At 72.1% G+C, this 18990-nt stretch carries 15 protein-coding genes; 8 read left to right on the top strand and 7 right to left on the bottom strand.

Going from position 1 to position 18990, the window contains the following annotated elements; genetic code table 11:
- Positions 1-6 precede the first annotated feature (6 nt).
- Genes ABEB28_RS20385 through arfA form a run of 3 tightly spaced genes read left to right on the top strand, consistent with a single transcriptional unit; the run spans position 7 to position 3326 of the window.
- Positions 7-912, top strand: coding sequence for a carbohydrate ABC transporter permease (locus ABEB28_RS20385; protein ID WP_345729749.1), 906 nt, complete (start codon positions 7-9; stop codon positions 910-912).
- A gap of 1 nt (position 913) precedes the next feature.
- Positions 914-1813, top strand: coding sequence for a carbohydrate ABC transporter permease (locus ABEB28_RS20380; protein ID WP_345729748.1), 900 nt, complete (start codon positions 914-916; stop codon positions 1811-1813).
- A gap of 4 nt (positions 1814-1817) precedes the next feature.
- Positions 1818-3326, top strand: coding sequence for an arabinosylfuranosidase ArfA (arfA, locus tag ABEB28_RS20375; protein ID WP_345729747.1), 1509 nt, complete (start codon positions 1818-1820; stop codon positions 3324-3326).
- A 67-nt stretch (positions 3327-3393) separates the two neighbouring features.
- Here arfA and ABEB28_RS20370 read toward each other — a convergent pair whose 3' ends face one another.
- The 4 genes from ABEB28_RS20370 to ABEB28_RS20355 are packed head-to-tail and all read right to left on the bottom strand — an operon-like array spanning position 3394 to position 8225.
- Positions 3394-4716 (bottom strand): AAA domain-containing protein, encoded by a 1323-nt coding sequence (locus ABEB28_RS20370; protein ID WP_345729746.1) that lies wholly within the window; start codon positions 4714-4716, stop codon positions 3394-3396.
- Positions 4713-6182: a hypothetical protein gene (locus ABEB28_RS20365; RefSeq protein ID WP_345729745.1), complete on the bottom strand. Its 1470-nt coding sequence runs from the start codon at positions 6180-6182 to the stop codon at positions 4713-4715. Before ABEB28_RS20365 ends, ABEB28_RS20370 begins: the two co-directional genes overlap by 4 nt.
- Positions 6179-7378, bottom strand: a complete 1200-nt coding sequence (locus ABEB28_RS20360; protein WP_345729744.1) for a hypothetical protein — start codon at positions 7376-7378, stop codon at positions 6179-6181. Before ABEB28_RS20360 ends, ABEB28_RS20365 begins: the two co-directional genes overlap by 4 nt.
- Before the next feature lie 49 nt (positions 7379-7427).
- Positions 7428-8225: a serine/threonine-protein kinase gene (locus ABEB28_RS20355; RefSeq protein ID WP_345729743.1), complete on the bottom strand. Its 798-nt coding sequence runs from the start codon at positions 8223-8225 to the stop codon at positions 7428-7430.
- 166 nt (positions 8226-8391) lie between these two features.
- On the opposite strand from ABEB28_RS20355, the gene cmk reads away from it, so the two are divergent.
- The 5 genes from cmk to ABEB28_RS20330 all read left to right on the top strand — a co-directional run bounded on the left by cmk (position 8392) and on the right by ABEB28_RS20330 (position 15451).
- A complete protein-coding gene (cmk, locus tag ABEB28_RS20350; RefSeq protein ID WP_345729742.1) occupies positions 8392-9138 on the top strand; it encodes a (d)CMP kinase in 747 nt (248 codons plus the stop codon).
- Between the two features lie 465 nt (positions 9139-9603).
- Complete coding sequence (gene der / locus ABEB28_RS20345) at positions 9604-11028, top strand: ribosome biogenesis GTPase Der (protein WP_345729741.1); 1425 nt, start codon at positions 9604-9606, stop codon at positions 11026-11028.
- Positions 11029-11120: 92 nt separating this feature from the next.
- The gene (locus tag ABEB28_RS20340; protein ID WP_345729740.1) at positions 11121-11717 is read left to right on the top strand and encodes a sulfite oxidase-like oxidoreductase; all 597 of its coding nucleotides are present in this window, start codon (positions 11121-11123) and stop codon (positions 11715-11717) included.
- A 3-nt stretch (positions 11718-11720) separates the two neighbouring features.
- On the top strand, positions 11721-12458 hold the full coding sequence (locus ABEB28_RS20335; protein WP_345729788.1) for a ferredoxin reductase: 738 nt from the start codon (positions 11721-11723) through the stop codon (positions 12456-12458).
- Between the two features lie 77 nt (positions 12459-12535).
- Positions 12536-15451: a YfhO family protein gene (locus ABEB28_RS20330; RefSeq protein WP_345729739.1), complete on the top strand. Its 2916-nt coding sequence runs from the start codon at positions 12536-12538 to the stop codon at positions 15449-15451.
- A 92-nt stretch (positions 15452-15543) separates the two neighbouring features.
- Here ABEB28_RS20330 and ABEB28_RS20325 read toward each other — a convergent pair whose 3' ends face one another.
- From ABEB28_RS20325 to ABEB28_RS20315, 3 genes are read right to left on the bottom strand one after another with little or no spacing between them, the layout of a single operon-like run.
- Complete coding sequence (locus ABEB28_RS20325; RefSeq protein WP_345729738.1) at positions 15544-16263, bottom strand: GNAT family N-acetyltransferase; 720 nt, start codon at positions 16261-16263, stop codon at positions 15544-15546.
- A 52-nt stretch (positions 16264-16315) separates the two neighbouring features.
- The gene (locus ABEB28_RS20320; RefSeq protein WP_345729737.1) at positions 16316-17656 is read right to left on the bottom strand and encodes an NtaA/DmoA family FMN-dependent monooxygenase; all 1341 of its coding nucleotides are present in this window, start codon (positions 17654-17656) and stop codon (positions 16316-16318) included.
- Complete coding sequence (locus ABEB28_RS20315; protein WP_345729736.1) at positions 17653-18873, bottom strand: LLM class flavin-dependent oxidoreductase; 1221 nt, start codon at positions 18871-18873, stop codon at positions 17653-17655. Before ABEB28_RS20315 ends, ABEB28_RS20320 begins: the two co-directional genes overlap by 4 nt.
- Between the last annotated feature and the right edge of the window lie 117 nt (positions 18874-18990).

Genomic DNA, 18990 nt, shown 5'->3' with positions numbered 1-18990 from the left:
TCGACGATGACCACGCCCGCGGTGCGGCAGGGGCGTCCTGCCGCCGGGCAGGGGCGCTCCGCCGCTGCCTTCCTCGCTCCATTCCTCGTCCTGTACGTCCTGTTCATCGTCGGGCCTGCGCTCTACGGCCTGCTGATGAGCTTCTTCAACACCAGCATGGTGAAGTCCGGCCTGTCGACCTTCGCCGGTCTGGAGAACTACGCGGAAGCACTGACCAACTCGGACTTCTGGTCGTCGCTGTGGCACACGGTCTGGTTCACGATCCTCACGACGCCGCCGCTCGTCGTCCTGGCCCTCGTGCTGGCCCTACTGGCCAACCGCGTCAGCCGCGGCCGGTGGTTCTACCGGCTGGCGTTCTTCATGCCCTACGTCCTGCCGTCCGCGGTCGTCGCGCTGATCTGGATGTGGATCCTCGCGCCGGGCATCGGGCTGCTCGACACGTCGCTCTCGAAGATCGGCGTCACGGCCCCGAACTGGCTCGGTAGCGAGAACTGGGCGATGCCCGCGCTGGCGCTCACCACGGTCTGGTGGACGCTCGGCTTCAACTTCGTGCTCTACCTGGCCGGCCTGCAGGAGATCCCCCGGGACCTGTACGAGGCGGCCGTGCTGGACGGCGCATCCCCGTGGCAGCAGATCCGCCACATCACGATCCCGCTGCTGGGGCGCACCACGACGCTGGTGGCGGTGCTGCAGGTCATCGCGTCGCTCAAGGTGTTCGACCAGATGTTCATCATGACCGCCGGCGGACCGAACTTCTCCACCCGATCGGTCCTGCAATACGTCTACGACGAGAGCTTCACGAACTACCGGGTCGGCTACGCGTCCGCCGTCTCGATGTTGTTCTTCGTGGTCGTGCTGGCCGTCTCGGTGGTCTGGTTCCGGCTGGTCCGTTCGCAGCAGAAGGAGGTCTGACATGGCCAGCGAGACGGTGGGGGCCACCGGAACCCTGACCAGGCCGCGGGCGGCCCGATCGGCGGTCACCGTCGAGGCCGTCGACCGTCGGATGATGCTGTTCAACCGGATCTGCATCGGCGTGCTGATCGCGTTCGCGGCGCTGTGGCTGGTGCCGATCCTGTGGGCGGTGGACACCGCACTGAAGCCGAACGCCGAGACCGTCAACACCACCTGGTGGATCGAGAACCCGACGCTCGCCGCGTTCGGCCGCGCCCTCCGGGACACCGACATGCTGAGCTGGTACGCCTCGACGTTCATCGCGTCGGCGCTGACCGCCGCGCTGACCGTTGTGACCGCGAGCCTCGCGGCGTTCGCTCTCTCCCGGCTGCGGTTCCGGTTCCGGACGCTGGTGTTCTGGTTCATCCTGGCCGGGATCATGATCCCGTCGCAGGTCCTGATGGTGCCGCAGTTCCGTGAGTTCCAGTCGGTCAGCCTGCTCAACACGTTCTGGGCGGTGGCACTGCCCCAGGCGCCGACCGCGATCGCCGTGTTCATCTTCAAGCAGTTCTTCGACGGGCTCCCGGCCGACCTGGAGGAGGCGGCCCGCGTCGACGGCGCCGGGTTCTTCCGGATCTACCGGCAGATCGTGCTGCCGCTGTCCCGGCCGGCGGTCGCCGCGGTCACGATCTTCTCGTTCGTGATGGCCTGGAACAACCTGCTCTGGCCCCTGCTCGTGCTGACCAACCCGGATCTGATGACGATTCCGGTGGGGTTGGCGACCGTGCAGGGCGCGTTCGGTATCCGCTACGCCGACACGATGGCGATGGCGGTCTTGGGGGCGATCCCGCTGGTCGCACTGTTCCTGCTGTTCCAGCGGAACATCGTCGAGGGCATCGCCGGCACCGGAATCAAGGGGTGACTTGGTGTTACGAGCAACGCTGACCATCGATCCCTCGTTCACCGTGGGCGACGTCGACTCGCGGCTGTACGGCTCGTTCGTCGAGCACATGGGGCGGTGCGTCTACACCGGCATCTACGAGCCGGACCACCCGTCGGCGTCCCCCGACGGGTTCCGGACGGACGTCGCGGACCTGGCGCGGGATCTCGGCGTGCCGCTCATCCGGTACCCGGGCGGGAACTTCGTCTCCGGGTACCGGTGGGAGGACGGGATCGGGCCGGTCTCCGACCGGCCCACCCGGCTCGACCTGGCCTGGCGCTCGATCGAGACCAACCGCGTCGGCGTCGACGAGTTCCAGCGCTGGGCCGCGGGCATCGGCTCCGAGACGATGATGGCGGTCAACCTCGGTACCCGCGGGATCGAGGCCGCCCGCGACCTGATCGAGTACTGCAACCTGCCGGGCGGAACGTACTGGTCGGACCTGCGGCGCAAGAACGGCGCGTCCGAGCCGTACCGGATCCGGACCTGGTGTCTCGGCAACGAGATGGACGGGCCGTGGCAGATCGGGCACAAGACGGCGTACGAGTACGGGCGCCTCGCCGCGGAGACCGCGAAGGCGATGCGGCTGGTCGATCCGTCGATCGAGCTGGTCGCGTGCGGTAGCTCGAACTCGTCGATGCCGACGTTCGGCTCGTGGGAGGCCACGGTGCTCGGCGAGACGTACGACCAGGTCGACTACGTCTCCATGCACGCCTACTACGAGCAGCGCGGCGACGACCGGGACAGCTTCCTCGCGTGCAGCGTCGACATGGACCGGTTCATCGACGCGGTGGTCGCCACCGCCGACCACGTGCGGGCGGTGGGGCGCCGCAAGAAGCGGATCAACATCTCGTTCGACGAGTGGAACGTCTGGTACCTCAAGCGGTTCGAGGGCGAGGCGAACCTGCCGATCCGGGAGGCGCCGCCGCTGATCGAGGACGTCTACTCGGTGACCGACGCGGTCGTCGTAGGGAACATGCTGATCAGCCTGCTCAAGCACGCCGACCGGGTGAAGATCGGGTGCCAGGCGCAGCTGGTGAACGTGATCGCGCCGATCATGACCCGGCCGGGCGGCCCGGCGTGGAAGCAGACGACGTACCACCCGTTCGCGCTGACGTCGCAGTACGGGCGGGGCACCGTGCTGCGGGTCGAGCCGTCGTCGCCGACGTACGAGACGAAGTGGCTGGGGGAGGTGCCGCTGCTGGACGCGGTCGCGGTGCACACCCCCGACGACGGGGTGTCGCTGTTCGCGGTGAACCGGTCGCAGACGTCGCCGATGGTGCTCGACGTGGATCTGCGGGGATGGCCGGGGTACCGGGTGGTGTCGCACGTCGCGCTAGCGGACGACGATCCCGACGCGGTGAACACGGCGGAAGCCCCGGACCGGGTGGTGCCACGGTCGCTGCCGACGCCCGCCGTCGACAGCGGGCGCACGTCCGTCGAGTTACCACCGCTCTCCTGGAACCTCGTCCGCCTTGGGGGCGCGCCACAATAACAAGCCCAGACACGCCTGAGTGTGGTGTGGGCAAGCGCCCACACCACACTCAGGCGTCGAGACCCGCCTAGTACTGGACGCGGTGGGACTCCAGGTGGGCCATCATCGTCTGGTTCGCGGCCCAGCCGTCGGGGAACTTCACCGGCTCCCCGAGGTGCACCGGGGCGCTGGACGGGTGGGCGTCGAGCAGGTCGGAGATCCCGGCCCGCGCCACCACGAGACACGCCTGCCGGTGCCGGGACGCCAGCACGCAGAGCCGCCCCGCCTCCAGGTGGAACGCGGTCGCGTCCCGGCGCCCGGAGAGCGGGTGCAGGAACACCGTGACGTCGTACTCCCGGCCCTGCAGCCGGTTCGCGGTGTCGACGACGACCGGCAGCGCACCCAGCGCGGTGCGGATCGCCGCGACCTGATCGCGGTGCGCGGCGCCGACCGCGATCCGGTCCGGGCCGACCGGCGCCACGGTGTCGCCGTTGCGTGCGGTGGCGCCGCGCTCCAGGAGCCGCCGGGTCACGTCGGCCACCGCCTGCACGGCTTCGGCGTCCGTCCGGAGCGTGTGCCGGGCCGGCAGCTCGAGCAGCCCCCAGCCGGTCTCGGCGGCGGTCGCCAGCACGCCGTCCAGCGCGTTGCGTCCGAACCGGGGCGTGCTGAACGCGAGTTCCCGCTCGCCCGGGCCGGTGCCGGTGCGGAACCCGGTGAACGGGTAGAACGCCGAGGCCACGACGTCCTGGGCGGTGCGCGGCAGCCGCCAGGACACCGGGAGCCGGTGGACCGGGACGTCCGGGTTGTTGCGGAGCAGCACCGACACGGCGCTCTGCATCGGGTCCCAGCTCAGGCCACGCCAGCGGTCGTTCTCCACGGTGGAGAACGGGTCGAGCTGCCCGGGGTCGCCGACGAAGAGCGCGCGCTCGAACCGGGCCGCGAGCGTGAGCAGCGCGTCCGAGCGCATCTGGTAGGCCTCGTCGACGATCGCCCACGGCCACACCCGGTCTTTCACGTGCGCCCACTTCGCCGCGGTCGCGATCGTCACCAGCGGGTCACCGAGGTCGCCGAGCGCGCTGCCGACGGTCACGTTCAGCAGCTGCGCCAGCCGCGGCGAGGGCAGGAACCCGGCCCGGGACAGCCGGCCGATGCGGGCGTCCGGCCGCCGGGTCGCGAGCTCGCCGGAGAGCCGGACGATCAGGTCGTCCACCTGCTCGTTGGTCTGCGCGACGATCATCAGCGGCTGCCCGGTGATCGCGAGCTCGACCGCCGCGCGCACCACCAGCGTCGACTTCCCGGCCCCGGGTGGTGAGTCGACGACCACCCCACGATGTGCGCCGGAGAGCAGGTCGTCGAGGATCTCCGCGGTCACCTGGTTGGCCGCCGCCGCGGCGTCGAACGTCGTCGTCACTCCCAGATCTCCCCGGCGTCGTCGTCGGTCGGCACGTAGGGCTGCGGTGGTCCGCCGTGGGTCCACGGTGTCTCGTCCGCGGCGGGCAGGGCGGGTCCGCGGATCGCGGACGCGAGCACGCTGCTGTACGTGAGCACCTCGCCGGGCTCGGGAAGCACGCCGGGCAGTGGCGTCTTCGCGCGGCCGAAGCCCTTGTCGAGCTCGACGGTGACCAGGTCGCCTGCGACGTCGAGCACGGTGCCGCTCTGCTTCGGCCGGGTCGGGGCGGCGAGCGTCGTGCCGACCGCCAGGTGCACCGGGTCGTCGGTGTGCACGGTGACCAGCGGCCGGGTCACCAGGTTTCCCTTGCTGTTGGTCACCCGCCGGGTGGCGTCCACCGCGACGACCGTGCCGGCGAACGCCTCTCCGGTCACCCGGTACTCGGCCATCACGAGCGGGTCGTCGAACGAGCGTGCCGCGTCGTAGGTGGCCTGCGCCCGCTCCAGCTGGGCCAGCCGACGGGCCGCGGCGACCGCGCCGTCACGTCGCGCCTGCGGCCGGCCGTCGTCGGCCAGGTACTGGGAGTAGCGGGCGTACGCCGTGCAGTCGTCCGCCCACCGGCCGGCCACCGAGGCACCTGGGGGCAGCGTGGCGAGCCGGTCGAGCGTCCGCCACATCAGCCGCCAGGTGGGTTCGAGCTGGGAGCCCAGCACCTGCTCGAGCACGGTGACCGCGCGGCGCTGGGCGGCCGAGCCCGGCGCGGCGTCGCTGTACGCGCGGATCGCGGGCCCGAGCACCTCGTTGTCGAAGAGCGGGTCGGTCGCGGGCCCCGCCGGTGGCCAGCGCAGCGGGTCCTCGGCCTCCCGGGCCGCCTGCGCGCCGGTCAGCCCGGGCGGCGGCTCGATCCAGCCGAGCAGCGCGGCCAGGTTGTTGTCCTCGAACGCGCTCTGCCCGGTCGCCCAGTGCAGCGCCAGCGCCTCGGTGGCGGCGAGCGCGGTGGACGACCCGGGTTGCTCGGCGCGCTCGGTGAACCAGGTCAGCCACCGGCCGAGCACCGGAACCGACGGCGCGACCGGGTAGGGGCCGTCGGGGCGGCGGAACCGGGTCGAGCGGCCGAGCAGCTGGACGAACCCGAGCCCGGCGCGGTTCGGGACCAGCAGTTGCGGTCCGTCCTCGGCGCTCGGCGCGCTCTCCTCGTCCGGCGCCGGTTCGACCGGGAACGTCGCCAGGTAGTCGAGCACGATGCGGGCCAGGTCGGCGGCGAACCCGAACCGCAGCGCGCGGTCGCGCGGCTGCGCGACGACGAGCAGCGTCGGCGCGTCGGGCGCCGTGCCGACGAGGGCGGCCAGCGGGGCGTTGGCCTCGCCGGCCAGCGCCAGCGGCACGAAGACCAGCGGCCGGTCGGAGACGTGCAGGTGCGCCACGGTCGCGATCGGCTGCGCGACGCCGGCGTCGACCGCTCTGGCCTTGGCGTAGGCGCCGATCACGGTGCGACGACCGGCAGCGGTGCCGCCGGTGGGAGGGCGGGGACGACGGAGAGCGCGGGCACGGCGGTCGGAGCCGGAGCGCGGCCGGTCAGCGCGTCCGCGTAGACCGGGGCGGATGCCCGCAGCCGGGCGGCCGCCTCTGCCTGCTCGTCCGGGACGTCCCAGGTGCCGTCCGCGATCGCCAGCGCCTCCGCGACCGTCTCGACGCCCCCGAGCTGTTCCCGGACGCTGGTCCCGAGCGCGTCGGTGCGGCCACCCGCCTCGTCCCGGCAGAAAAACCCGAGCTCGCAGCTGGAGAGACAGCCGGGCGCGTACCGGGCGTCCAGCGTGCCGAGCGCCGCGGTCAGCTCGGCGGTCGACCGGGTCGGGTGACCGCGCTCGTCCGGTTCCAGGTCGAGGGTGAGGCCGGGCGGCAGCAGGTCGAGCAGCGCCTCGACCCGGGTGAGCCGGCGCAGCTGGTGCTCCAGGATGATCAGCTGCTTGCGGACGTCGACCTTCGTGGCGACCGGCCGATTGGAGAAGTCGGCCGGGCAGACCAGCACGACGTCGGGCGAGACCACGTCGTCCCGGCCGAGCAGCCGCCGCAACGCCAGCACGTAGACCGCGGACTGGATCGCCGCCGCCGCGACCTTGTCCGGGTCGGCCTGCCCGTCGATCACCGCGAACGACTTGATCTCGACGACGTGGAAGACGCCCTCGTGCGCGAACGCGACCAGGTCCGGCTCCAGGTACACGTGTTCACCGGCGACCGGCAGCCGCAGCAGCGGGTGGTCGAAGAGCGTGCCGGAGTCGTCCGCGGCATGCGTCAGCTTCTGCACGGAGTGCCGGTGCCGTACCTCCTGCGTGTCGACGCCGCCGACGTCCTCCAGGTCGGTGTAGGCGGCCTCGGCGAGGTCGAGGCCGAGCGTCTCCCGGAGCAACTGCAGCAGTTCGGCGCACCCGTCGGCTTTGAGCTGCGCTTCGAACGCGTTGCCGCGGGTGATCGCGAACTGGGACTGCCCGAACGGCGCCGGGAAACCGACGTGCCGGGCGAGCGCGTCCTTGTCGACGCCCGCGGTGTCCAGCACCGCCCGGCGGGCACAGCCCGGGTTCGTGGTCAGCGCCGCGATCGTGCGGGCGTTGTGCCGCCGGGGAGCCGCGGCGCCGCGGAGCCGGTCGAGTCGCGGGTCGGTCGGGTGCTGCGGGGAGGTGTTCACGGAAACGACGATCCTTCGCGGGGAAGCGCGGGAGAGAACGGTCAGAAGATCAGCTGCCGGTGTCGCTGATCGTGCGCAATCGGCTGCCGAACAGTTGCTGGGCGTCGTCGAGCTGTGATCTGGCCCGCGCCGCGCTGGCCTCCCGGTGAGCGCGGTCGGCGTCCTGGTGGATCGCGAGTTCGGCGAGCGCGGCCGCGGCGACGGCCTCCGGCGTCATCGCGTCGGGCCGGGCCGTTGCGCCGGGAATGCTGGTCGCGAACCGCCAGAGCAGACGCGTCGCGGCGGGTCCGGGGTCGGCCATCCGCTGCAACTGCTCGGCGAGGCGCGCGGCACCGGTCAGGAAGTCCACCCGCGGGCTGAGCGGGCCGACGATCCGGGTGGGCAGCGGCCAGGTGGAGACCGCGAGCAGGCCGCGGGCGGGGGCGAGCAGGTCGGCGGTGAGCGCCGCGCAGAGGTAGTAGGGGCGGGCGTGCGGAGCCGCCCGGTACGAGCGCTCCTCGTCGCGGCGCAGGCTGGTCAGGCGGGCCGAGGGGATCTGCGCGCCGGAGAACGCCTGGTGGACGGCGACGACGAGGCGGGGCGCGGCCGGTGCGCCGAGCAGCGTCAGCGCCTGGTGCACCTGTTCGCGGAGCGGCAGCAGCGGGCTCGGCACCCGGATCGGGGTCGGTTCGGCGGGTGGGGCGGCGTCTTCCAGCGCGGAGAGAGCGTCGTCCCAGGCGGCCTCGGCGGAGCGCAGCTCGGCGCGCAGGGCCCGGGCGGCCATCCGGTCGCCGCGCATCACCGCGCGGCGTACGTCCGCGCGCAGCTCGTCGATGCGACGCTCCAGCGCCTCGGCGGACTCGACCACGCGCACACCGTAGCTGCTTCCAGTGATCTCCAGCAATCCCCAGCCTTTCCCTGCCGCGAGAACCGATTCTCCGGGAACGTGGACGAGCGGGCATGATAGGAGGGGCGTCGACGGCTGTACCGATCTACGCCACCGCTCATTCATGGCGTTACGAGGAGGTCAGGCGTTGAGCACACCCGAGGCGGCGCAGCCGGGGGCGGGATTCCGGGGCGTCATCGCCGTCGACGGCCCCTCCGGGTCGGGTAAATCCAGCGTCTGCCGTGCCGTCGCTCGCCACCTCGGTCTGCGCTACCTCGACACCGGTGCGATGTACCGCGCCGTGACCTGGGCCGCGCTCGACCGCGGCGTCGACCTCACCGACCGGCCGGCGGTCGCGGCGCTCTGCCGCGCGCTGGTGCTCGACATCGCGACCGACCCCGGTGCGCCGGGCATCGCGGTCGACGGCGTCGACGTCACCGGAGCGATCCGGCAGTCGCGGATCTCCGAGTCGGTCAGCGCAGTGGCGACGAACCTCGACGTCCGGGCCGACCTGATCGCCCGGCAGCAGGCCATCCTGGCCGAGGAGAAGGGCACCGGCGTGGTCGCCGAGGGCCGCGACATCACCACGGTGGTCGCGCCCGAGGCCGAGGTACGGCTGCTGCTCACCGCCGACGAGAGCGCGCGGATCGCGCGCCGCGCCCGCGAGTTGCACGGCACCGACGACGCCGCGGCGCTCGCCGCCACCCACGCCCAGGTCGTGACCCGGGACGCTCGGGACTCCACCGTGGTCGACTTCCTGGTCGCCGCGGACGGGGTCGTCGAGATCGACACGTCCGCGCTGACGTTCGACCAGGTCGTGGACGCCGTCCTCGACGTCGTCGCGGAGACCCGCAAGACCAGGGCTGACCGGACCGCGGGAGCCCGCGCGCGATGAGCGTGACCTGGACGCAGCCGACCCCGGACACCGGGGCGCGCGTCGTGAATCGAACTGATGGAGCTTCCGCGCGATGAGCGACAACTGGACCCAGCTTGCCCTGGGCTGCAGGGCCGAGATCTCGGACGCCGGGCCGCGCGTCGTGAATCGAACTGATGGAGCTTCCGCGCGATGAGCGACAACTGGACCCAGCTTGCCCTGGGCTGCAGGGCCGAGATCTCGGACGCCGGGCCGCGCGTCGTGAATCGAACTGATGGAGCTTCCGCGCGATGAGCGACAACTGGACCCAGCTTGCCCTGGGCTGCAGGGCCGAGATCTCGGACGCCGGGCCGCGCGTCGTGAATCGAACTGATGGAGCTTCCGCGCGATGAGCGACAACTGGACCCAGCTTGCCCTGGGCTGCAGGGCCGAGATCTCGGACGCCGGGCCGCGCGTCGTGAATCGAACTGATGGAGCTTCCGCGCGATGAGCGACAACTGGACCCAGCTGGCTGACGAGTACGAGATCTCGGACGCCGAGCTGGCGGCGCTCGAAGGGGACGAGGGCGGCGACGAGGGCGACGAGGCCCCTGGTTCGCTGCCCGTGCTGGCGGTCGTCGGCCGGCCCAACGTCGGCAAATCGACGCTCGTCAACCGCATCCTCGGCCGCCGCGAGGCGGTCGTGCAGGACGTTCCGGGAGTCACCAGGGACCGGGTGGCCTACGACGCGGTCTGGAACGGCCGTCGCTTCACGCTCGTCGACACCGGCGGCTGGGAACCCGACGCCCAGGGCCGCGCCGCCGCGATCGCCGCTCAGGCGCGGTACGCGATGAGCGTCGCGGACGCCGTCCTGCTGGTCGTCGACGCCCGGGTCGGCATCACCGAGACCGACCTGGCCGTGGCCCGTGTCCTGCAGCGCGGCGGCAAGCCGGTCGTCCTGGCCGCGAACAAGGTGGACGACACGAAAGGCGAGGCCGACGTCGCCGAGCTGTGGCGACTGGGCCTCGGCGAGCCGTGGCCGGTCTCGGCCCTGCACGGCCGCGGGTCCGGCGACCTGCTCGACAAGGTGCTGGACGTGCTGCCGGAGGCGCCGCTCGAGGGCCGCTTCGGTACCGGCGGTCCGCGCCGCGTCGCGCTGGTCGGCCGGCCCAACGTCGGCAAGTCCAGCCTGCTCAACGCCGTGTCCAAGGAGGACCGCGCGGTCGTCGACTCGGTCGCGGGCACCACCGTCGACCCGGTCGACAGCCTGGTGGAGCTCGGGGACGAGGTGTGGCGTTTCGTCGACACCGCGGGCCTGCGGAAGAAGGTCTCGTTCGCCAGCGGCGCCGAGTACTACGCGAGCCTGCGGACGGCGGCGGCGATCGAGGCCGCCGAGGTCGCGGTCGTCCTGCTCGACGCCAGCGAGACGCTGAGCGAGCAGGACCAGCGCGTCGTCACGAGCGTGATCGAGTCCGGCCGCGCGCTCGTGCTCGCGTTCAACAAGTGGGACCTGCTCGACGAGGACCGCCGCGAGCTGCTGGAGCGCGAGATCGATCGGGACCTGCAGCGGGTGCGCTGGGCGCCGCGGGTGAACGTCTCCGCGCGGACCAGGCGGGCGGTGGACAAGCTCGCCCCGGCGCTGCGCACCGCGCTGGAGGGCTGGGAGCAGCGCATCCCGACCGGCCGGCTCAACTCCTGGCTCGGTGAGCTGGTCGCCGCGCATCCGCACCCGGTCCGGGGTGGCAAGCAGACGCGTATCCTGTTCGCGACCCAGGCCGGCAACAAGCCGCCCCGGTTCGTGCTGTTCACCACCGGCCCCGTCGACGTGGCCTACACGCGGTACATCGAGCGTCGGCTGCGCGAGGACTTCGGCTTCGTCGGCACGCCGATCCAGATCTCGGTGCGGATCAAGGAAAAGCGACGGCGTCGATGAGCGCTGGCGCGAAGAGTAGGGGACACGGATGAGCGCTGGCGCGAAGAGTAGGGGACACGGATGAGCGCTCGCGCGAAGAGTAGGGCGCGCAGATGAGCTTTGTTTCTCCGGGTTTCGGCGGGCGTAGGCGGGAACACCGCGACCTGCCTCCGGGGCAGTACCTGACCGAGGACTTTCCCGTCCTCAGCTACGGCCCCACACCGCAGGTCGACCTGGCGGACTGGAACTTCGGGATCGTCACCGAGACCGGTGCGGTGCACGGCTGGGGCTGGGAGGCGTTGCTGGCCCTGCCGCACGAGACGCCGCACGTCGACATCCACTGCGTCACCAAATGGTCGAAGCTCGACACCGACTGGGAGGGCGTGTCGCTGGACACGCTCTTCGAGAACGTCGAGACCGAGGCCGAGTATGCGAAGGTCTACTCCTACGGCGGCTACTCCACGAACCTCCCGCTCGAGGATCTGCTCGACGGCAAGGCCTGGATCGCGTTCGGTTTCGACGGCGAGCCGCTCGAACCCGAGCACGGCGGCCCGGCCCGCCTGCTCGTGCCGCACCTCTACTTCTGGAAGAGCGCCAAGTGGGTGCGCGGCATCCAGTTGCTGCTGGAGGACGAGCCGGGCTTCTGGGAGGAGAACGGCTACCACAACTACGGCGACCCGTGGCGCGAGCAGCGCTACGAGGGGGACTGAGTGGTGGTTCGTCGGCTGTCCTGGCAGGTCGCCACGGTCGCGGAGATCCGGCACGAGACACCGAGCGCCGACACGCTGGTGCTCGACGTCCCGGAGTGGCCGGGGCACCTGGCCGGCCAGCACCTCGACGTGCGGCTGACCGCGCCGGACGGCTACTCCACCGAGCGGTCGTACTCGATCGCGTCGGCGCCCTCGGCGGGCCGCGTCGAGATAACCGTGCAGCGGGTCGAGGACGGCGAGGTTTCGCCGTACCTGGCCGGTGTGCTCTCGGTCGGTGACCCGTTGGAGCTGCGCGGCCCGGTCGGCGGCTACTTCGTCTGGCGCCCGGCCACCGAGTCGTCAGGATCCGAGCAACCGGTGCAGCTGATCGCCGGCGGCTCCGGAATCGTGCCGCTGATGGCGATGGCCCGCACCCGGGCCCAGGTCGGGAGCGACGAGCCGTTCCGGCTCCTCTACTCGGTGCGGAGCCCCGAGGAGGCGATCTACCGGGAGGAGTTGCCGTCGCTCGGGTTCGAGGTGACCTACGCGTACACCCGCCGGACGCCGCCGGACTGGCCCGTCCCGGCCGGGCGGGTCGACGCCGCGCTGCTCGCCGCCACCACCTGGTCGCCGGACGACAAACCGCGCGTCTACGTCTGCGGCCCGACGCCGTTCGTCGAGGTGGTCGCGAACGTCCTGGTGGACGCCGGGCACGACCCCGCGTCGATCCGTACGGAGCGGTTCGGGCCGACCGGAAGATGAAGAGTATCTCCGATCCTGTTTAACATCACCGTGGTGCCCGAGGCCGCAGTGACCAGGGGTGGTAGCGTCGCCGCCCGATGAGCGCGACCCAGGAATTGGCACCGCCGAGTCCCGAAGCCTCCGGCGAACCACGCGAACCCCGGCGTAGATGGCGGCGGCGACCCAACCCGCTGGTCTCCGTCGTCGTCTTCGCGATCGCGGCGTTCGCGCTGGCTGGCATCGGCTCGCCGCTCTGGGGGCAGACCTCGCTCACCGAGACCGGTCTGCTGGGCCGGGTCAGCCCGTACATGGACGGTCAGCTGCTCGGCGTCGAACGGCAGACGTACGACCTCGGCGACACGGTCGACGCGGCGATCCCGAACGCGGCGCTGTTCGGCGACGCCGTCCGGGACGGCGAGTGGCCGTCCTGGAACCCCTACGTCCTGGGCGGCGGGACGCTCGGCGGCACCCCGAACGCGGGGATGGCGTCGCCGGTGGCGGTGCCGTTCTGGTTCCTCCCGGCCTGGCTCGCGCCCGCCTACGTGCTGCTGTTGCAGATCATCGTGGCGGTCGGCGGCTGCTACCTGTTCCTCCGCCGGTTGCGGCTGGGGAAACCGGCGGCGCTGCTCGGCGGGCTCGCGTTCGCCACCAGCGCGTTCATGATCGTCTGGCTGAACTGGCCGCAGACCCGGGTCGCGGCGTTCGTCCCAGCGCTGTTCTGGGCGCTGGAGTGCGTGATCCAGAACCGGCGGATCCGCGACGCGGCGCTGGTCGCGCTCACCGTCGCCGCGATGCTGCTCGGCGGCTTCCCAGCGGTCACCGGCTACGCGCTCGCCACCGGCGCCTGTTACGTCGTCGTCCGGTCGCTGGCCGAAGACGGCTGGGGCCGCCGGATGGTCGGGACCTGGCTGCGCGCGTTGGCGGGGGTCGGCGTCGGGGCCCTCCTGGTCGCGATCCAGCTCGCGCCCTGGGTGTCGACGATGTCGACGGCGCTGGTGCGCGGCCGCGCCCAGACGCCCGACCAGCACATCCCGACCCAGGTGCTGCTGACCTCGATCGCGCCGTACGTGTTCGGCACGGTCCGCCCGGGCGACGGCCCGTACTGGTACGAGGCCCGGATCTTCCTGGAGGAGGTCTCGTACGTCGGGGCCGGCGTGGCGGTGCTCGCGATCGCCGCGGTGGCGCTGGCGCGGTCCGGCCGGGCGGCGCTGCCTCGGGGAACCTGGTGGTTCTTCCTGGTGGCGACCGGCGCCTGGGGCGTCGTCGTCTACCTCGGTGGGCCGCCGCTGGCGTTGCTGCAGAAGCTGCCGTACCTGTTCTCCGACAACGCCGTCGAGCGTGCCCGCAGCATCATCGGATTCCTGATCGCGGTGCTGGCGGCGGTCGGCTTCCAAGCGTTGCTCGACCGGGCGGCCGAGCACGCGCCGGGCCGGGACCGGCGTCGGCTGCTGTGGGGCGTCGCGGTGTGGACCGGCGTGGCGGCCGCCGGCGTCGTGCTGTACCTGATGGCGCGGCGTTACGCCCTGGTCCACGACGCCGAGTGGGGTTTCCCCGGCGGCGGGCCGCACCTCGGCTGGCTGAACCGGGAGCTGGCGATCGGCCTCGCGTTCGTGCTGCTGGCGATGGTCGCGGCGGCGTGGCTGTGGTTCGTGCCACCGCGGCGACGGGGCCGGTTCCTCGCCGCTGCGCTGATCCCGCTGCTGGTGGCCGGGCAAGGGCTGCTCTGGGTGCACAACTACTACCCGCGCACCGATCCGAAGGACTTCTACCCGGTCTCCGACGTCCATCGGTACCTGGAGGCCAACCTCGGTCACGAGCGGTTCTGGGGTTCCAACGGCGCGGTGCTCGGCGGCGTCCACGCCCTCCACCGGCTGCGCGGCCTGCAGGGCCACTCGTTCGTCGAGACCCGGTTCGCCGAACTGCTGGAGAAGCTGCCCGGATACCAGTTCAGCGCGCCACCGAAGCCGGCGACGTTCCTCTGGCCGGATCCGCTGAACGACGGCTCGTCGCCGACCAGCCCGATTCTCGACCGGCTGTCGATCGCGGAGTTCGTGACCCCGCCGATCCAGAAGCCGTACGGCGTGGAGACCAAGGACGCCGGTGACGGCTCGGCCTACACGCTCACAGCCGACCGGCCGGTGACCGTGAAGGTCCCGGTGACCGGACCGATCCGCGGCATCGGCGTGACCCCGACGACGCCGGGGATCCGGGCGACCTACCAGATGCGCCTCTCGGTCGTGCTGCGCGACGCGAGCGGGCGCGAGGTCGCCGCCGCCGATCGGCTGGACCGCAACATCAGCGCCGGGACGCCGTTCTACGTTCCGCTCGCCGCCGAGGACGTGTCGCGCGGCACGACGCTGACTGCCGAGATCACGCTGCGCGGCGGGGAGTCGCTCGCGGTCGCGGGGCGGTCCGGCGCGCCGGCCGTCTCCACGGTCGCCAGCACCAACGACGGCCTGAAGTTGGTGTACGACCAGGACTCGGTGATCTACCAGCGCACGACCGCCCTGCCGCGGGCGCGGTGGGCGTCGAGCGCGATCGTCGAGCCCGACCCGGAGAAGCGGCTCAACCTGCTGGCGGACGGCTCGCTCGCGGCGGACGCCGTGCTGCTGGACACCGCCGGTGGTGCGACCGACGGCCGGCCGGCCGAGGTCCGCTGGCAGACCGACGGCTTCGACGAGATGCGGCTGACCGTCGACGCCGAGGGCGCCGGGTACCTGGTGCTGGCGGACGCGATCCAGCCGACGTGGCGGGTCACGGTCGACGGCCGAAGCGCGGACCTGGTCCGTGCCGACCACGGGTTGGCGGCGGTGCACGTGCCGGCGGGCACGCACACGATCGAGTTCGCGTATGCGCCGAAGTACGCCGATCTCGGCGCGTGGATCAGCGCCGGCACAGCGGTGTTGTTGGTAGTCGCCGTCGCCGGCGAATACCTCCACCTCCGCCGCCGTCGCACAACAGCCGCCGCGCCCGCCACTACCCCCGCCACCACCCCCACCTCCGTCGACGCCTGACGAGTTCCCGTCGTTTGCCGAGAAGCCAACGTCCGTGCGCCCGTGCAGGCGTCGACTTCTCGGCAAACCGCGTTCGCTGGGAGCGGGGGGGCTCAGGCGGGTGGTGTCCGGACTGCGCTGAACTTCGTGTGCTTGCGGAGGACGAAGCCGAGCTTCTCGTAGAGCGCGATCGCGCCGGTGTTGGTCGCGGCGGCGTGCAGGAACGGCACCTCGCCGCGGGCCCGGATGTTCGCGACGACGGCCCGGACCAGCCGCGCGGCCAGCCCGTGCCCGCGGTAGGCCGGGTCCGTGCAGACCGCGCTGATCTCGGTGTGCCCCGGCGGGTGCATCCGCTCGCCGGCCATCGCGATCAGGGCTCCTCGGCGCCGGATCCCCAGGTAGGTGCCGAGCTCGATGGTCCGCGGCTCGAACGGGCCGGGCTTCGTGCGCGCGACCAGGTCCATCATCTCCGGCACGTCCGCAGCGGTGAGCCGCACCGCGTCCGGTTCGGTCGCCGCGTCCACTCCTCCGTCGATCATCTGGACGCCGGGCAGCGCCCATTCGACGGTGAAGCCGGCACCGTCCGGCGGCGTCGCCTCGACCCCGGCGAGCGCGATGCCGGTGTCCGGCCCGATCAGCGTCGCGAGGTCCGCCCACGCCTGCGCGTCCGGGTCGTCGCCGAGCACGCCGAACGGCGAGACGTCCGGCTGGTACCGCGCGGCCCGGCCGTGGACCAGCGCGAACGCCCGGTGCGGCCCAGTCAGCGACGCCCAGGCGGGGTTGTCCAGCGGATGCGGCGAGACGTGCGGTGCGGCGTCGGAGAGGAGGCTCACCGCACGAGCCTACGAGCGCCTCCGGCGGGCGACCCGGCCCGGGTGGCGAGCGTCACGGCAGCGGTCCGAGGCCCAGATGGTCTCTCAGCGTCGTGCCCTCGTACTCGGTCCGGAAGACGCCGCGCTCCTGCAGCAGCGGCACGACCGTGTCGGCGAACTCGTCCAGGCCGCCCGGCGTCAGGTGCGGGACCAGGATGAAACCGTCGCTGGCGTCCGCCTGCACGAGCGTGTTGATCTGCTCGGCGACCGTCGCGGCCGAGCCGATGAAGTTCTGCCGACCGGTCACCTCGATGACCACCTCGCGCAGCGAGAGATTCTTCTCCGCGGCCAGCGCGCGCCACTGGTTCGCCACCGCGATCGGGTCGCGGAACATCCGGACGCTGGCCCGGCCCCGGGCGATCGTGTTCTCCCCGACGACCGGGTCGACGTCGGGCAGCGGGCCGTCCGGGTCGTAACCGGACAGGTCGGTGTTCCAGAGCTGCTCGGCGAATTTGATCGCGGTCTGGCCGCTGACCTGCAGGCGCCGGACCTCCCCGGCCTTCTCCTGCGCGTCCGCGTCGGTGTCGCCGAGGACGAACGTCGCGGCGGGCAGCACGAGCAGCTGGTCGGGTGTGCGGCCGTACTTCGCCAGCCGGCCCTTCACGTCGGCGTAGAACGCCTGCCCGGCTTCCCGCGTACCGTGCCGGCTGAAGATCGCGTCGGCGGTCGCGGCGGCGAACTCGCGCCCGGCGTCCGAATCTCCGGCCTGCAGGATCACCGGGCGGCCCTGCGGGCTGCGCGGGACGTTGAACCGGCCGGAGATGTCGAAGTGGTCGTCGGTGTGGGCGAACGCGCCGGCGTTCGGGTCGGCGAGGAAGACCCCGCGGTCGGCGTCGGCGACGATCTCGTCGCCGCGCCAGGAGTCGAACAGCTCGGTCGCGGTGGCCAGGAACTGCTTCGCCCGCGTGTACCGCTCGGACTCCGGGAGGAACCCGCCGCGCCGGAAGTTCTCGCCGGTGAACGCGTCCCACGACGTCACGACGTTCCACCCGGCCCGGCCCGCGGACAGGTGGTCGAGGCTGGCGAACTGGCGGGCCACTTCGTAGGGCTCGTTGAACGTCGAGTTGATCGTGCCGGTCAGCCCGATCCGCTCGGTGACCGCCGCCAACGCGGCGAGCACCGTGAACGTGTCCGGGCGGCCGACCACGTCCAGGTCGTAGATCTGCCCGCCCTGCTCCCGGAGGCGCAGGCCCTCGGCGAGGAAGAAGAAGTCGAATTTCGCCCGCTCGGCGGTCCGGGCCAGGTGCACGAACGAGTCGAACTCGATGTGGCTGCCTGCGGCGGGGTCACTCCACACCGTGGTGTTGTTGACGCCGGGGAAGTGCGCGGCCAGGTGGACTTGCTTCCCGGTCATGACGTGGCCTCCGCGTACCGGTTGGCGGGTCGGGGCAGGCCGAGCAGGCCTCGCAGGGTGGGGGCCTCGTAACCCCGGCGGAACAGGTCCCGCCGCTGCAGTTCGGGGACCAGCCCCCGGGTGATCGCGGTGAGGTCGTGCGGCACGGTCGCCGGGCGCAGCCGGAAGCCGCTGATCCCGGCTGCGTGCCACTCCTGCAGCAAGTCGGCGAGACCGGACGGCGTGCCGGTGAACACCAGCGCGTCGGAAGTGAACGTCTCGCCCGCGCGGTCGTCCAGGCGGGCGGCCCGGTCGGCGGCGGCGCGCGGCGACTCGTCGAGGAACACGACGACGTCGGCGAAGACGTGCAGGGTCTCGGAGCCCCGCCCGGCGGCGGACTGCTCGGCGCGTACCTCGGCCAGGATCGCGCGGGCCGCGCCCACGTCGGAGGGCGTCACGAAGACGACGTCGGCGCTGCGGGCCGCGAGCCGGTAGGGGATCGTGGCGTGCGCCAGCGCGGCCACCGGCGGCTGGCCCTGCGGTGGCCGGGGCGTGATCGACGGACCCTTGACGCGGAAGAAGCGGCCGGCGAAGTCGACGTAGTGCAGCTTGTCCCGGTCGACGAACCGGCCGGTGGCGGCGTCCCGGATCTCGGCGTCGTCCTCCCAGGAGTCCCAGAGCCGGCGCAGCACCTCGACGTAGTCGGCGGCCTCGTCGAACAGGTCGCTGAACAGCGTCGCGAGTTCAGGGGCCTGCCCGGCGTTCAGGGCCAGGACGTCCTGGTAGCGGAACGGCGGGATCGTGCGGCGTCCGAAGTGCGCCGCCTCGTGCGCCTTTCCGGAGACCTGTACCCGGACGCCGCCGCGGCCGCTGCTGACGTAGTCGAGCGTGGCGATCGCCTTGGAGACGTGAAATGGCTCGGTGTGCGTCACGGTCGCCGTCGGCACCAGCCCGACGTGCCGGGTGAGCGGCGCGACCCGGGCGGCGATCAGCACCGCGTCGAGCCGGCCCCGGACGCGGTCGACCCGGTCGTCCTGGGCGTCGAAGTCATCGCTCTGCAGGCCGATCGCGTCCTCGATCGTGACCAGGTCGACCAGCCCGGCCTCGGCCTCGCGGACCAGGTGGGCCCAGTAGTCCGCGGTGAACAGGTCGGTTGGGCGCGCGTCCGGTTCGCGCCAGGCCGCCGGGTGCCACCCGGCGCCGTCGAGCGCGACCGCGAGATGTAAGGGGGCAGACATCGGAGCCTCTCGCCGCGGAGCACCAGTACCTGCTCCGACGGTAACTGCTCCGCATGCTAGCGTCCAATGCCTATCGGCTAACTAGGATTACGCGCCGGTCGCCGGTCGCCGGGACGG

The organism is Cryptosporangium minutisporangium (genome assembly GCF_039536245.1).
Classification (GTDB): domain Bacteria; phylum Actinomycetota; class Actinomycetes; order Mycobacteriales; family Cryptosporangiaceae; genus Cryptosporangium; species Cryptosporangium minutisporangium.
This window is presented reverse-complemented; position numbering and strand designations above follow the sequence as displayed.

What these genes read in the sequence shown, in the direction of transcription:
- ABEB28_RS20385 (WP_345729749.1), top strand. Translation starts at nt 7, where the DNA reads ATGACCACGCCCGCGGTGCGGCAGGGGCGTCCTGCCGCCGGGCAGGGG.
- ABEB28_RS20380 (WP_345729748.1), top strand. Translation starts at nt 914, where the DNA reads ATGGCCAGCGAGACGGTGGGGGCCACCGGAACCCTGACCAGGCCGCGG.
- der (WP_345729741.1), top strand. Translation starts at nt 9,604, where the DNA reads ATGAGCGACAACTGGACCCAGCTGGCTGACGAGTACGAGATCTCGGAC.
- ABEB28_RS20340 (WP_345729740.1), top strand. Translation starts at nt 11,121, where the DNA reads ATGAGCTTTGTTTCTCCGGGTTTCGGCGGGCGTAGGCGGGAACACCGC.
- ABEB28_RS20330 (WP_345729739.1), top strand. Translation starts at nt 12,536, where the DNA reads ATGAGCGCGACCCAGGAATTGGCACCGCCGAGTCCCGAAGCCTCCGGC.
- ABEB28_RS20320 (WP_345729737.1), bottom strand. Translation starts at nt 17,656, where the DNA reads ATGACCGGGAAGCAAGTCCACCTGGCCGCGCACTTCCCCGGCGTCAAC.
- ABEB28_RS20315 (WP_345729736.1), bottom strand. Translation starts at nt 18,873, where the DNA reads ATGTCTGCCCCCTTACATCTCGCGGTCGCGCTCGACGGCGCCGGGTGG.